The sequence below is a fragment of the Pseudomonas sp. S2_F03 genome (genome assembly GCF_054668335.1).
Map to the genome: position 1 here is coordinate 657,993 of NZ_CP162759.1, position 15,327 is coordinate 673,319.

Annotated in this window: 9 protein-coding genes and 1 pseudogene; 5 read left to right on the forward strand and 5 right to left on the reverse strand. The window is 59.5% G+C overall.

Annotated features, from left to right (window positions below; genetic code table 11):
- Nucleotides 1-80: 80 nt before the first annotated feature.
- The 3 genes from AB4N76_RS03130 to AB4N76_RS03140 form a co-directional block, all read right to left on the reverse strand.
- On the reverse strand, nucleotides 81-3,749 hold the full coding sequence (locus AB4N76_RS03130) for a translocation/assembly module TamB domain-containing protein (RefSeq protein ID WP_460164103.1): 3,669 nt from the start codon (nucleotides 3,747-3,749) through the stop codon (nucleotides 81-83).
- Nucleotides 3,746-5,473 carry an autotransporter assembly complex protein TamA gene (locus tag AB4N76_RS03135; RefSeq protein WP_460164667.1) on the reverse strand — a complete coding sequence of 576 codons (1,728 nt, stop codon included), beginning with the start codon at nucleotides 5,471-5,473 and terminating at the stop codon, nucleotides 3,746-3,748. The genes AB4N76_RS03130 and AB4N76_RS03135 overlap by 4 nt, the downstream gene beginning before the upstream one ends.
- A gap of 67 nt (nucleotides 5,474-5,540) precedes the next feature.
- Nucleotides 5,541-6,191: a GNAT family N-acetyltransferase gene (locus AB4N76_RS03140; RefSeq protein ID WP_046032523.1), complete on the reverse strand. Its 651-nt coding sequence runs from the start codon at nucleotides 6,189-6,191 to the stop codon at nucleotides 5,541-5,543.
- A gap of 309 nt (nucleotides 6,192-6,500) precedes the next feature.
- Between AB4N76_RS03140 and xthA the strand changes: the two genes are divergently transcribed.
- Together xthA and AB4N76_RS03150 are read left to right on the forward strand one after the other, a co-directional pair.
- Nucleotides 6,501-7,313, forward strand: a complete 813-nt coding sequence (gene xthA / locus AB4N76_RS03145) for an exodeoxyribonuclease III (protein WP_046032524.1) — start codon at nucleotides 6,501-6,503, stop codon at nucleotides 7,311-7,313.
- A 189-nt stretch (nucleotides 7,314-7,502) separates the two neighbouring features.
- Nucleotides 7,503-8,842, forward strand: a pseudogene (locus tag AB4N76_RS03150) (substrate-binding domain-containing protein).
- Nucleotides 8,843-8,964: 122 nt separating this feature from the next.
- Here AB4N76_RS03150 and AB4N76_RS03155 read toward each other — a convergent pair.
- Nucleotides 8,965-10,194 carry an acyl-CoA dehydrogenase gene (locus AB4N76_RS03155; protein WP_046032526.1) on the reverse strand — a complete coding sequence of 410 codons (1,230 nt, stop codon included), beginning with the start codon at nucleotides 10,192-10,194 and terminating at the stop codon, nucleotides 8,965-8,967.
- Nucleotides 10,195-10,372: 178 nt separating this feature from the next.
- Here AB4N76_RS03155 and AB4N76_RS03160 point away from each other — a divergent pair, with 178 nt between their 5' ends.
- From AB4N76_RS03160 to AB4N76_RS03170, 3 genes are all read left to right on the forward strand, one after another.
- A complete protein-coding gene (locus AB4N76_RS03160; protein WP_046032527.1) occupies nucleotides 10,373-11,302 on the forward strand; it encodes a LysR family transcriptional regulator in 930 nt (309 codons plus the stop codon).
- Between the two features lie 206 nt (nucleotides 11,303-11,508).
- Nucleotides 11,509-11,907, forward strand: a complete 399-nt coding sequence (locus AB4N76_RS03165; RefSeq protein ID WP_046032528.1) for a MerR family transcriptional regulator — start codon at nucleotides 11,509-11,511, stop codon at nucleotides 11,905-11,907.
- Between the two features lie 129 nt (nucleotides 11,908-12,036).
- Nucleotides 12,037-12,936, forward strand: coding sequence for a hydroxymethylglutaryl-CoA lyase (locus AB4N76_RS03170; protein ID WP_109786620.1), 900 nt, complete (start codon nucleotides 12,037-12,039; stop codon nucleotides 12,934-12,936).
- A gap of 671 nt (nucleotides 12,937-13,607) precedes the next feature.
- Here the strand turns inward: AB4N76_RS03170 and AB4N76_RS03175 are convergent.
- On the reverse strand, nucleotides 13,608-15,305 hold the full coding sequence (locus AB4N76_RS03175) for an AMP-binding protein (protein ID WP_046032530.1): 1,698 nt from the start codon (nucleotides 15,303-15,305) through the stop codon (nucleotides 13,608-13,610).
- Nucleotides 15,306-15,327: the final 22 nt, after the last annotated feature.

Here is a 15,327-nt window from a genome sequence, read left to right on the forward strand (position 1 = left end):
CCCACAGGATCGGTGTAATCCCCTGTGGGAGCGGGCTTGCCCGCGATGGCAGCGACTCGGTTTGAAAAAGTGACGGGGTCTTAGAAATCCCGCTTGTAGAAGATGTCCAGCGAACTGGCCACGCCGCTGGCGGCTTCGAGGTAGACCTTCTTGCTCAGCTTGTAGCGCAAGGCAATGGTGTTGGCCGGTTCAAACACGCCAACGCCATAACGCAAACTGAGCTTCTCGGAGATATTGCCGCTGGCAACCACGCTGGTGGTGCTGCCACTGCCCTGGGTATCGAGCTGGAAATCCTGAATCCCCAGGTCCTTGGCCAGCCCGCCAGTCACTCCCGAACTGCCCATCAAGCCCAACCCAAGCGCAGCTTGGGCAAGCATGTTGTTATCTTCGCCGTTGCTGCTCAGCGGACGACCCAGTACCAGATAGGACAAGGCCTGCTCCTGGCTCATGGCCGGCTCGGAGAAGATCTGCGTGGTCGGTTGTTCGGCGCTGCCGCTCAGGCGTATACCGGCAATCACGTCATCGGTCTGGCGAATCGCCTCGACGTCCAGGTAAGGCTGATCGAGCGGGCCGGCAAACAACAAGCGCGCCCGGCGCACGGTCAAGCGCTGACCGTAGGCGCGATAACGCCCGTCGTTGAGCCACAACTCGCCGCGTGTGTCCAGGTTGTCGCCAATGTGCACATGCCCCTGCACATTCGCGGTCAGGCCAAACCCGGCAAAGCTCAGTTTGTCTTCGCCGACCACCACATCGATGTCCATCTTCATGGCCAGGGGTGGTTTGCCCTCTTCGGTCTGCTGACCGACGATCACCACGTCATCGGACACCTTGACTGTGGAAGGCGGCAACTCACGAATGGTGATCTCGCCTCTGGGCACCAGTACTTTGCCGGCGATGGCCAACTCGTCACCTTTCATCGAGATCTTCAGGTCGGGCGCGACTTCCAGCTTGGCGTAAGGCTCGACGGTGACCGGTAATTGCGAGCCCTTGAGCGCCAGGTCGACCATGAGTGCCTGCCCCCAGTCGATGTTGCCGCTGAGAGTACCCTGCCCGGTCTTGCCGCTTTTCCAGTCGCCGTCCAATTGCACGGTTTCACCGGCAATTACCGCGCGCAGTTGCAAGGCTTGCAGCGCCATCGGCAACTCGGCCCCGGAGACTTCACCGTCGCTGAGCAGCAGGCTGCCGTTGACCTGCGGCGCCAACAGGCCACCGGAAATCGTGCCACTGCCATTCAAACGCCCGGTCAGCTTTTCGACCATCGGCACGAATGGCCGCGCCACCGACAGGTCCAGCCCACTGAGGCGGAACGAGCCGCTCACAGGTTTGCTCTTGGGCAGCGGATTGATCTGCGCCTGGACCATCAGCTCGCCGAGCTTGCCGCCGACGAAGTTGAGGTCAGTGTCGATGCGTTTGGGCGTGAGTTTGCTGGTGACTTTCAGCGTCTGGTACGGGAAGTCCAGCCACTGGTCCTTTTCCTTCATGCGCAACGTACCGCCGCTGGCGTCGATGCTGATCTGGCCGTTCGGACCGCTGGCCGGCAAGTCCAGTTGCAGGTCGGCGTTGAGACTGCCCTTCCAGGCGAAATCTTTCGGCAACCACTGCGCCAGGCTGTCGATCGGGAACTGCTTGAGGTGATAACGCAACTTCGGCTCAGGCATCAGGCGCGAATCCTCACCACACAGACTGGCCGGGCCGGACGCCCAGCAATGTGCCCCGAAGGTGATTTTGCCGTCCGCCAGTCGTTCTAGTTTCGCCGGGGATTGCAGCTTCCAGTCTTGCCCTCCGGCCTGGATATCGCCGCTGGCCAAGCGCCCGCGCCAGTTGCCCTGATTCAGATTGCCATCGAGGCCGAGCGCCAATTTGAGCTTCGGCCCTTGCAGGTCGAGCGTCAGTTTCTGGTTTTTGATGTCGCCCTGACCGCTGGCGGTCAGCGTTCCCAGCGACGTATCACCGGCCTGGATGCCGCTGCCCTTGAGCTCGATTTTCGCCCGTTGCGCACTGTCGAGGGTCGCGTCCAGGTTCAGGCTTTGCAGGCGATTGTCCTGGAACGCCAGTTGCGAACCTTGCAGCCCTAGCTTGCCTTGCGGCGCCTTCAGCGTACCGGCGACATCGATGCGCCCGTTCAGTTGCCCACGAAGTTGCGGCCAGAGTTGCGCCAGACGCGGCAGGTTGATGTCGATCTGCCCGGCGAGTTTCTGCTGCAGGCTGCCTTTGCCATTGATGCTGTTGTCGCCCAGACGAACGTGCAGCGCATTGAGGTTCCATTGCTCGCCGCCACCGTCAGCCTTGGCCTGAATCACCGCCGGCTGGCCACGCAGTTTGCCTTTCAGATCGAGGTCGGCGGTCAGGCTGAGCTGTTCATTTTTCATCTCGCCTTTGCTGCGCAAGGGCCCAGCGAGGGTGCCCGGCAGTTCCGCCACCCAATACGCCGGGTTGATCGCCGAGAGGTCGAGCGCCGTATCCCAGGCAATGCCGTCGGCGAATTGCAGGTTCAGATGCCCTTCGGCCTTGCCCTGCCCCGCCTGGAGCTCAATCTGTTGCAGGTAGATTCTCGTCAGGTCGCCGCTGAACGGGCTGTTCAGGGTGAAAGCGCCGGCCGGCCCATCCAGTGCAGCGTTGAAGCTGCCAAGGTATTTTCCGTCGGTATAGGAGATATCGCCATTGAAGCGGTGCAACGCGACCTCCGGTTCGTCGATCAGCGGATAGAGGCGGTGCCACGGGAAATCCTGCCAGTCGATCTTCGCATCGGCGCTCAGGCCTTTGCTCCAGTCCAACTGCCCGGTGAGTTTGAGGGATTGCTTGTCGTTGGCCGTCAGATCCAACCCGGCAATCTGCGCGCCCTTGGCGTCGACCTTGCCTTGCAGCAGTAACGCGACCGGGCCTTGCTCGGCGGGCAAAGAGGCTTTGCAGGACAATTGGTAACCGTTTTTCAGGTCGCCGTCGCCGGTCAGCTCCAGTTGATTGAGTTGCAGCGTGTCCGGCAGGTCGGCACTGGCCTTGAAGCCATCGGCGGTGATCCGCACCTTGGCCGGCAGGTTTTCCACCAAGGGTTGCAGTTCACCGGTCAGTTGCCCGTTCAAGTAACCGCTGCTGTCGGCTTTCAAGTTCAGGGTTTTCAGCAGATCGCCGTCAACCTTCAACGCCAGTGTCCAAGGCCCCGGGGTCGCCAGGGTCAGATTGCCTTCAGCCTTGAGTGGCCAATTACCGCTGGGCTGCAACAGGCCGGAGAGGTTCAGGCTCAGGTCATCGCGTTGCAACTTCACCGAGTCGATCTGCAAGCCTTGCACCGTCCAGTGCGCCGCCAATTGCAGGCCTTTGAGCGCTTCGCTGCCATTGAACAGCAGGCTGCCGACCTGGACGTCACCCAGCTCGATCGCCACGGGCAACTTCAATTCCGGAAGGCTGAGCGGCCCGCTGCTTTGCTCTTCAGCGCCCGGGGGAAATTGCAGGCTGACCTGGTCAGCCTTCACTTGCTCAAGGCACAGGGTCATGCGCGTCAGGCACAACGGTGACCAGGCGAAAATCACCTTGCTCAGTTCAACCCGGCGGGTGTCTTGCTGCCACAGCACATGATCGGCGCTCCACTGTCCGCCCAAACGGCCCTGGAAATTCTCGACGGTCAGACCCGGTACAAACCCTAAAGCCCAGCGGCTGCCCGTGGCTGTACCCAGCACCGACACCACGCTCAGCAGCACCAGCATCAGCAGCGCCAGAATCGCCAGCAGCGTTATTTTCAAACCACGATTCAAAGCTCAGGCCCCATGGAAAAGTGCAGTCGAATGCCGCCGTCGTCGTCCAGCGCATGGGCCAGGTCAAGACGAATCGGCCCTACCGGCGAGACCCAGCGCACGCCGATACCCACACCGGTCTTGAGGTTCGGCAATTCGAGTGTATTGAAGGCGTTGCCCTGATCAACGAAGGTCGCGACCCGCCATTTTTCGGCGACGGAATATTGGTATTCGGCGCTGGCTGCGACCATGTAGCGGCCGCCGATGCGGTCGCCCTCGGAGTTTTCCGGGGACAGGCTTTGATAGTCGTAACCGCGCACGCTCTGATCACCACCGGCGAAAAACCGCAGCGACGGCGGGACTGAGCTGAAGCCATTGGTGGCGCTGCCGCCCACCTGCACCCGGCCAAGAAAGCGGTGTTTGTCAAAGACCGTGGTCAAGCCTTTCACCAACGCGGTGCCGTATAGCAAGTTGCTGTCTGAACCCAGGCCTTCTTTCGCCACTTTGGACTCGAATTGCAGGCGATAGCCGTTGTGCGGGTCGATGCGGTTGTCACTTTTCAGGTAGGAATAGCTGACGCCGGGCATCAGCAACGTACTCAAACCCGCGTCGTCACCCAGTGAGTAATCCTCACGCTGCCATTTCAACGACACCACGCGCTGCCAGCCACTGGGTAACTTGCTGTGCCATTCCGGGCCGAGGGTCAGCAGCTTGCTGTGGGTGTCGGTGCCGGCGATGTCTTCGTTCTGGTAACCACCGGCAAAACGCAGTTTGTCGGTCAGTGGCAGGTCCAGCGGGATGTCGTAGAACAGCCCGACGTTTTGCCGGGGCGCCGATAGCTCGGCTTCCCAGCCATAACTATGCCCCTGCGGATTGACCCAGTGCCGGGTCCAGTTGGCCTTGATCCGGGGACCGACGTCCGTGGAATAACCCAGGCCCAGGCCCATGGTTCGCGGCTTGCGCGTTTCGAGTTTGACGTCCACCGGGATCACGTCATCTTTGGATGCCGTGGGTGCTGCATCGACGCGCACACCTTCGAAATAGCCACTCGATTGCAACGCCTGATTGAGCTCGGCGATGAGCTCAGAGTCATAAGGCGCGCCGGCCTTGAACGGCACCATGCGTTGCAGCAGGTCTTCATCGAAAGGCGTGTCGCCTTCGAAACTGACCTTGCCCAGCGCATAACGCGGGCCGCTGTTGTAGATCAGTTCGATATCGGCCACGCCGGCGCGCGGGTCCACCGACAACTTCTGGCTGGTGAAGTGACCACTGAAAAAGCCGAAGCGCGAGGCTTGATTCTGGATCAGGCGCTTGGCGTCTTCGTAATGACCATGATTGAGCACCGCGCCAGTTTTCAGCGACGCGCCTTGGGGCACACGAAAGGATTTGAGGTCTGCCGCCGGGCCGTCGACGCGAATCGTGACATTGCGCAGGTGTACCGGCTCGCCGGGGTCGATGTTGAGCACCAGGCGCGGCGTCTTGCCACCCTTCACATTACTGTCGATCTGCGGCTGGTAATAACCCAAGGCCTGGGCGGCCTTGCGCGCCTGCTGCTCGGCGCCACGACTGAAGCGCAGCAGCGCTTCTTCGTCACGATCGCCAAGGTTGCCGATATAGCCCTCTACATTGGCTTTCAGCTCATCATTGGACGGTTTGATCCGCACATCCAATTCACTTTGGGCCAGTGCCGCACTGCTGGTTAACAGCATCAGTACGCCACTGGTAAATCTTCCTGGAAACTTCATAGGCACGGATGCTATCACGAGCTTGGGAGCGTGATAGAGCGTGGGGGAGGCGTTAAAGTTCTACCGTTTATGCCGTCGCGGTGTGCAAAACCTGCGGATTGGCATGGAAAAAAACGTGCTCGCGGATGGGTCCTACAGCGACCTCGCCGATTTCCTCGTAACCCTGACGTTTATAGAACTCCAGGTAGCGAGGATTCCCGGTGTCGAGGATCACACCCTCGGAGGTTTCATCGACGGCGCACCAGTTATGCACCGCTTGCAGCAGTTGCTCGCCAAAATGTTTGCCCTGAAATTGCGGGTGAATGCCCAGCAGCGGCAACACATGGACCGAGTCCGTGGGCAGACAGGCCGCGACGGCGGCGTGGTAGTCGAGGTAGCGGCGGGTGCAACGAAACCCGGCACTGAGCACCATGCGTAAACGCCAGGCCCAACTTTCGGTGATGCCCAGGCGTCGTTGCGGCGGCGCGATCAGCGCAATACCGATCAAACGGTCGTTGACCAGCAGGCCAATGGCCGGCAACTCCTGGACAAAGTGCTGCTTGACCAGCTCACGCACGGTCGCCCGCACGCGATGTTCATAACCGGGGCGTTCGGCCTCGAACAGGTAACCGAAGGTCGGTTCGTGGCGGTAAGCGTGGTAAAGCAGGGAGCGCGCTTCGTGGGCATAGCCGCTGTCGAGCATGTGGATATCGGCAAGGGCGGTAGAGGTTTCAGGCATAACGGTTAATCTCCCCGGTACAGCTCAAATGGCTGTGCTCTTCTTGGTACGAGCCTATCGGTGCTGACACAGTTCCCTACTGATCGATATCAGTGTTGACTGTGATGACGCCATCGTCGGAACGCCGCCCGGAACAAGCTCGGCTCCCACAAAGGTATAGACCAGACTCGGACTGTAGGAGTGAGCCTGCTCGCGATGAGGCCCGCATTGGCGATGAAAGACCTACCTCCGGACACGAATCCCCTCACCCCACGCTGGCCCGATTCCTACATGTCAGCTAGCATCGCCCTTTTGCCAGGACTGCCGACCATGAAGATCGTCTCCTTCAACATCAACGGGCTGCGTGCTCGCCCACATCAGCTGGCGGCGCTGATTGAAAAACATCAGCCAGACGTCATCGGCCTGCAGGAAACCAAGGTTCACGACGACCAGTTCCCCCTGGCCGAGGTTCAGGCGCTGGGCTATCACGTGTACTTCCATGGGCAGAAAGGCCATTACGGCGTCGCCCTGCTCTCGCGCAAAGAACCGCTGGCACTGCACAAAGGGTTCGCCACCGATGAAGAAGACGCTCAGCGCCGCTTCATCTGGGGCACATTCGCCGACGCCAACGGCGTGCCGGTGACGATCATGAACGGCTATTTCCCACAGGGCGAAAGCCGCGATCACCCAACCAAGTTCCCGGCCAAGGAACGTTTCTACAGCGACCTGCAACAATTGCTGGAAAGCCAGTTCAGCAACGATCAGCCGCTGGTGGTGATGGGTGACGTCAATATTTCCCCGGAAGACTGCGACATCGGCATCGGCCCGGACAACATGAAACGCTGGCTGAAAACCGGCAAATGCAGTTTCTTGCCGGAAGAGCGCGAATGGATGGCACGTCTGAAAAACTGGGGCCTGGTGGACAGTTTCCGTCACCTCAACCCGGACGTGGCCGATCGTTTCAGTTGGTTCGACTACCGCAGTCGTGGCTTTGAAGACGAGCCCAAGCGCGGGCTGCGGATTGACTTGATCATGGCCTCCCATGGCTTGTTGCCACGGATCAAGGACGCCGGCGTGGATTACGACCTGCGCGGGATGGAAAAACCCTCCGATCATGCGCCGATCTGGCTTGAGTTGAGCTGATCCCAGGCTTTACACAAATCAAAATGTGGGAGCGAGCTTGCTCGCGATTGGGGACTTTCAGCCAACATAGATGTTGGAAGTGCCACCGTCATCGCGAGCAAGCTCGCTCCCACATAAGTTAACTGTCATCTTTCGGAAACCTTGCTGACTTATTGTCCCCGCACTTTCTTTGTTTTTTAAGGTGCGGGCATGACGCTGCGCGTTTTGTTTGTGTTGATGCTGTGCGCCGGCCTGCCATTGACGGCATCGGCCGGTGATTTACCGACAACCGCCAATGGCCCGGTGCTGCGCATCCAGGGTTCCAACACCATCGGTGCGGCCTTGGGTCCGGCGCTGGTCGAAGGCATGCTGCGCGAACAGGGCCTGCTCAAGGTTCACAGCGAAGCACCGGACAAAGCCAACGAACTGCAAGTTGTCGGCGAAACGGCCCAAGGCCATCGCGTCGTGGTGGAGGTCGCGGCCCACGGTTCCAGCACCGGTTTCACCGCGCTGAAAAACAGGTCCGCCGACCTCGCCGCGTCTTCGCGCCCGATCAAGGACAGCGAACGGGTCGACCTCGAACCCTTGGGCGACTTCAAAAGCCCCGACGCCGAACAAGTCATCGCGATCGATGGGCTGGCCATCATCCTGCACCCGCAAAACCCGCTGAACCAACTCGATACCGAACAACTGGCGCGAATTTTCAGTGGCGAAGTCAAAACCTGGGAAGAACTCGGCGGCAGCGGCGGCGCCATTCATTTGTATGCGCGGGATGACCAATCGGGCACCTACGACACCTTCAAGGAATTAGTCCTCAGCCGTCGTGGGAAAACGCTCAACAGCGCTGCGAAACGCTTCGAATCCAGTGAGCAATTGTCCGACGCGGTCAGTCTGGACCCGCAAGGCATCGGTTTCATCGGCCTGCCGTATGTGCGCCAGGCCAAAGCCGTGGCCATCGTCGACGGCCAATCCCAGGCGATGCTGCCACTCAATAGCCTGATCGCCACGGAAGACTATCCGCTGTCGCGCCGGCTGTTCTTTTACCTGCCGCCCCACGCCCAAAACCCTTGGGCCGAGGCCTTGGCGACGTTCGCTCAAAGCAATAAAGGCCAGGCGATTGTCGCGGCCAACGGTTTTATCGCCCAGACCGTCCAGGCCATCACGGTGACGCCGAACGCGCTGATGCCCGAGGCTTACCAGGCGCTCAGTCGCCATGCTCAGCGACTGTCGGTGAATTTCCGCTTTGAAGAAGGCAGTGCCACGCTGGACAACAAGGCCCAGCAAGACCTGTCACGGGTGCTCGACTATATAAAGCAGCACGGCAAGACCAACCGCGAGGTCACGCTGGTAGGGTTTGGTGACGCCAAGAGTGACCCGGCGCGTGCCGATCTGCTGTCGAAGCTGCGGGCGATGGCCGTGCGGCGGGAATTGGTAAAAGCGGTGTGGTGTTTCGCGAGATCCGCGGTTTTGGCGCCGAAATGCCGGTGGCGACCAATAGCGGCGATGAGGGGCGGATCAAGAATCGGCGGGTTGAGGTTTGGGTGTATTGAACCTGATGTTGCTGTGTTGAATTGGCTGACGCGGCGGGCAAGCCCGGCTCCCACAGGATCACGCTGTACCTGTGGGAGCTGGGCTTGCCCGCGATGGCGTTCCGACGATGACGCGGTCTAACTTACTGCCCGCTACGCATCATCTCTTTAGGCACGTACTTGCCGATCTCGAACTTGCCAATGGCTGCGCGGTGTACTTCGTCCGGGCCGTCGGCCAGGCGCAGGGTGCGCTGCATCGCATACATGTAGGCCAGCGGGAAATCGTTGGACACCCCGGCCCCGCCATGGATCTGGATCGCCCGGTCGATGACCCGCAATGCCACGTTTGGCGCAACCACCTTGATCTGCGCGATTTCGCTCTTCGCCACCTTGTTGCCCACGGTGTCCATCATGTACGCCGCTTTTAATGTCAGCAGGCGTGCCATGTCGATTTCCATCCGCGAGTCGGCAATCTTGTCGATATTGCCACCCAGGCGTGCCAACGGCTTACCGAACGCAGTACGGCTAACCGAGCGTTTGCACATCAATTCCAGCGCCCGTTCAGCCATGCCGATCGAACGCATGCAGTGGTGAATCCGGCCTGGGCCAAGGCGGCCCTGAGCGATTTCGAAGCCGCGCCCTTCGCCCAACAGGACGTTTTCGTACGGCACGCGGACGTTTTCGAACAGCACTTCGGCGTGGCCGTGAGGCGCGTCGTCATAACCGAACACAGGCAGCGGACGCACGATCTTCACGCCCGGGGCATCCACCGGCACCAGAATCATCGAGTGCTGCGCGTGGCGCGGTGCATCCGGGTTACTCAGGCCCATGAAAATCAGAATTTTGCAGCGTGGATCGCAGGCACCTGAGGTCCACCATTTTTTGCCGTTGATGACCCACTCGTCACCATCACGCACAGCGCGGGCGGCCATGTTGGTGGCGTCGGAGGACGCGACATCCGGCTCAGTCATGGCGAACGCCGAGCGGATCTCGCCGCGCAGCAGTGGTTCGAGCCAGCGTTGTTTCTGTTCTTCGTTGGCGTAACGCACCAACACTTCCATGTTGCCGGTGTCGGGTGCCGAGCAGTTGAACGGTTCTGGCCCCAGCAACGAGCGGCCCATGATTTCAGCCAATGGCGCGTATTCGAGGTTGGTCAGGCCGGCACCGAGTTCGGACTCAGGCAGAAACAAATTCCACAGACCTTCAGCCTTGGCCTTGAGTTTAAGTTCTTCCATGATCGCGGTCGGCTGCCAGCGATCACCTTCGGCAACCTGGCGCTCGAACACGGCTTCGGCGGGATAAACGTAAGTGTCCATGAACGCGGTCACGCGCTCACGCAGTTCTTGCACCTTGGGCGAATAAGCGAAATCCATGAGCAATTACCTTCTTGGGCAGAGGTTGTTTAGGTCATGCGATTGATGCTAGAACAGCGCTGATAATTTACCTAGCCTATTCTCGGCGTGTATTAACATTCATCACCGATATATGATCGGGTGATCGCCAAGGCCTCCGGCCACAACGAAATGCCCCAAACAATAAGAGTGCAGCGCAATGAATCTGAGCAAGGTCGACCTCAACCTTTTCATCGTCTTCGACGCGATCTACACCGAAGCCAACCTGACCCGTGCCGGGCAGATTGTCGGCATTACTCAGCCAGCGGTCTCGAACGCTCTGGCTCGCCTGCGCGAGACCTTCAACGATCCGTTGTTTGTACGCACCGCCCAAGGCATGGTGCCGACGCCGATGGCGCAGAACATCATCGGGCCGGTGCGTAACGCCCTCTCTCTACTGCGCGTATCGGTGCAGGAAAGCCGCATATTCAACCCGCTGCAGGCGGTCAAGACCTACCGCATCAGCATGACCGACCTCACTGAAGCGGTGATCCTGCCGCCGCTGTTCCAGCGCCTGCGCCGTCTGGCCCCGACAGTGATCATCGAAAGCTTCCTGTCCAAGCGCCGCGAGACCACCAAGGAACTGGCGGCCGGGCGTCTCGACTTCGCGGTGGATGCGCCGCTCAACACCGACCCGCAGGTGCGTCACGTCAAGTTGATGGAAGACCGCTACGTGTGCGCCATGCGCAAGGGGCATCCGCTGGCGGGTAAAGAGAAATTCACCCTGGATGATTACCTGTCGCTGACCCACATCCACATTTCCAGCCGCCGCAGCGGTCTGGGCCATGTCGACCTGGCTCTGGGGAAGATGGGCATCCAGCGCAAGATCGCGCTTCGGTCCCAGCACTATTTGATGGCCTCGCAAGTGTTACAGCAGACCGACATGGTCATGACCGTGCCGGAGCGCTTCGCCCGTCGCAATGACTTGCACGCCTTCAGCCTGCCGGTCAACGACGTGCCACCGGTGGAAACGCACCTCTACTGGCATGAAAGCACCGACCAGGACCCGGCCAACCGCTGGATGCGCGAGCAGATGATCGAGTTGTGCCAGCAGGTGACGGCGCATGAGAAGAAGCTCGAAAAAGTGTAGGACTGTAGACCGAGGCGCCCCCTTCGCGAGCAAGCCCGCTCCCACACTAGATCTCCAGTGAACGTAGCATTTTCGTTCGACGCAGATCCAATGTGGGAGCGGGCTTGCTCGCGAAGAGGCCAGCAAGAACACTGATGGCCCCTGCCCCTTGACGTAAACGTCAACCTGCCATTAGCTTAGCGCCATGACCTTTTTCGAGCCCCTCCATGAGCAGCCAGACCTATAGCATTTCCGACCTCGCCCGCGAGCTCGACATCACCACGCGGGCCATCCGCTTTTATGAAGAGCAAGGCCTGCTCAGCCCCGAACGTCGCGGTCAGGAACGCATCTATTCACCCCGCGACAAGGTCAGTCTGAAGCTTATCCTTCGGGGTAAGCGCATCGGCTTCTCCCTGGCTGAATGCCGCGAGCTGATCGAGCTGTATGACCCCACCGGCGGCAATCAGAAACAGCTGCAAACCATGCTGACCAAAATCGCCGAACGCCGCGAACAGCTGGAGCAGCAAATGCTCGACATCGAACAGATGAAGCTGGAACTGGATACCGCGCAGGAGCGTTGCGTCCAGGCGCTGGAGCAAACGATCAAGAGCCAACAGGTCGTGTAGGAGCTGAGCTTGCTCGCGAAAGCGTCAGGTCAGTCGACATCGATGTTGAAGGCCATACCGCTATCGCGAGCAAGCTTGGCTCCTACAGGGTTCTGTGAACATTCAGACAATTACAACAGGTCCAACGCCATGTCCCTTCCTACCCACGTACGCATTGTCGAAGTCGGCCCACGCGACGGTCTGCAAAACGAAGCCCAGCCCATCAGCGTTGCCGACAAGGTGCAACTGGTCGACGCGCTGACCGCCGCAGGCCTTGGCTATATAGAAGTCGGCAGTTTCGTTTCGCCAAAGTGGGTGCCGCAAATGGCCGGTTCCGCCGAGGTCTTCGCGCAGATCCAGCGCAAGCCGGGCGTCACCTACGGCGCACTCGCCCCCAACCTGCGCGGGTTTGAAGACGCAATGGCGGCGGGTGTAAAGGAGGTGGCCGTGTTCGCCGCCGCCTCCGAGGCGTTTTCCCAACGCAACATCAACTGCTCGATCAGCGAAAGCCTGGAGCGTTTCGTGCCCATCATGGAGGCGGCCAAACAACACGGCGTGAGCGTGCGCGGTTACGTGTCCTGCGTGCTGGGCTGCCCTTACGAAGGTAACGTCGCCCCCGAGCAAGTCGCCCTGGTTGCGCGCGAGCTCTATGCGATGGGCTGTTATGAAGTGTCATTGGGCGACACGATCGGCACGGGCACCGCTGGCGCCACCCGCAAGCTGTTCGAAGTGGTCTCGGCCAGCGTGCCCCGCGAAAAACTCGCCGGGCACTTCCACGACACCTACGGCCAGGCCATGGCCAACATCTACGCCAGCCTGCTGGAAGGTATCTCGGTGTTCGACAGTTCCATCGCCGGCCTCGGCGGCTGCCCGTACGCCAAGGGCGCCAGCGGTAACGTTGCCACTGAAGATGTGGTTTACCTGCTCAACGGCCTGGGAATCGAGACGGGTATCAATCTGGATGCATTGATTCTGGCCGGTCAGCAGATTTGCACGGTGTTGGGGCGTGTGACCGGTTCGCGCGTGGCCAAGGCTCGCAGCGCACAGTGAGTGTGTCTGGGTGTTACCGCGCGGTCTCAATGGTGGGCGCAAGCGAGTAACACGGAAACAGATTCTAGGGTTTTACCTGAGGCGCAAAACCTTACAAAATCACAAAGCTTTGATTTTAAAGGGTTTTTAAAAGTTGGCACGGCTTCTGCTATCTCTACTGCATAACAAGAACAAAAAAAGCAGCAAACCTAATAAAAATAAGACGTAACGACTCTGACATAACAAAAACAACACGGCAGAGACGCAGCTAACAGATTTTTTTGGAGAAGGTGTGCTTTTCAGGGTGCTTTTCGGAGTCACCCGCAACCGGGCAGAGAACAATAAAACTACCCTCAGGTAGCTCCCGAACTGGTTGGATCGCTTAGCGAAAAAGTAGATCAGCGCTCAAAAAAATACGTTTGCTCTTGATCCCGGATGGGGATCGACAAAAACAGCGGTAAAGGGTCACGGTCACTAAAAACAAAAACAGACTGCCCCTCAATAATAAAAAAAGAGCACGCGCAACGACAAAATTAAAGGGGAGCTTCGGCTCCCCTTTGTGCTTTCTGGCATTCAGGTTTTCACTATCCCCTGTGGGAGCGAGCTTGCTCGCGATAGCGGTGGGTCAGTCGACATCTTTGCTGGATGTGCTACCGCTATCGCGAGCAAGCTCGCTCCCACAGGGGTTCCCTTCAGTCTTGGTTACCGCGCAGTTCTTCGATACTGATCTCACGCATACGGAATTTCTGGATCTTGCCAGTCACCGTCATCGGAAACTCCTCGACGAACTTGAAGTAACGCGGCGTCTTGAAGTGCGCGATGCGATCCTTGCACCAGGCTTGCAGCTCTTGCTCGGTAGCGCTGTGGCCAGGGTGGAATTTGATCCAGGCGACAATCTCTTCGCCATAACGCGAGCACGGGATGCCGATCACCTGCACGTCAGCCACCGCCGGGTGGGTGAAGAAGAACTCTTCCAACTCCCGCGGGTAAACATTTTCACCGCCACGGATGATCATGTCCTTGTTGCGTCCGGCAATGCACACGTAGCCCTCGTCATTCATGCTCGCCAGGTCGCCGGTATGCATCCAGCCGGCCTGATCGATGGCTTCCGCCGTGCCTTGCGGGTTGTTCCAATAGCCGAGCATCACGCTGTAACCACGGGTGCACAGTTCGCCAATGGTGCCGCGCGGCACGAGGTTGCCGGCCTCGTCGATGATTTTGCTTTCCAGTTGCGGCTGGGTGCGACCGACCGTGGTTACGCGCAACTCCAGTTCGTCTGACGGACCGGTCTGCAACGACACCGGGCTTGTTTCCGTCATGCCATAGGCAATCTGCACTTCGTTCATGTGCATTTCGTTGATGACCCGGCGCATCACCTCGATCGGGCACGTTGCACCGGCCATGATCCCGGTGCGCAGGCTCGACAGGTCGAATTCGGCCCGGCTGGGCTGATCGAGCATGGCGATGAACATGGTCGGTACGCCATACAACGCTGTGGCTTTTTCTTCAGCGACAGTGGTCAGGGTCAGCAGCGGATCGAAGGCATCACTCGGGTAAATCATGGTGCTGCCATGAGTGACGCAGCCGAGATTGCCCATGACCATGCCGAAGCAGTGATACAGCGGCACCGGGATCACCAGGCGATCATTGGCGGTCAGGCCCAGGCTTTCGCCGACCATGTAACCGTTGTTGAGAATATTGTAGTGACTGAGGGTCGCGCCTTTCGGGAACCCGGTGGTGCCGGAGGTGTACTGGATGTTCACCGGCTGATCGAAATGCAGGCTGTCCTGGCGTTCTTGCAACTGCTCAGTCGAAACGCTAGCGGCCAGATCGGCCAATTGTGACCACGGCAGGAAACCTGAAGGCGGCTGCACATCCAGACTGATGACACCGCGCAGGTCGGGCAGGCGTTCACTGTGCAACTTTCCGATGGATTGCTCGGCCAGTTCGGGAACGAGGCCTTGCAGCATCCCGTGATAGTTGGAGGTTTTGAACGCGCCGGCGCAGACCAGCCATTGGCAACCCGACTGCTTGAGCACATATTCGAGTTCGGAGCTGCGATAGGCCGGGTTGATGTTGACCAGAATCACGCCGATTTTCGCCGTGGCGAACTGGGTGATACACCACTGGGCGCAGTTCGGTGCCCAAATGCCGAGACGGTCACCCGCTTGCAGGCCCAGCGCCAGAAGCGCTCTGGCGTGCAGGTCTACGACGTCGGCCAGTTGCTGCCAGGTGTATCGCAACTGCTGATGGCGCACGACCAGCGCCTCCCCGGTCGGGTACTGCGCAACGGTGTTATCAAATGCCTGGCCGATGGTCATCGCCAGCAAGGCTTTGTTTTGGGAACCTCGGGTATAGCTGCGCTGCGGGCTTGCACTGGGTTGATCCATGACGACCCCTATTGTCTTTATT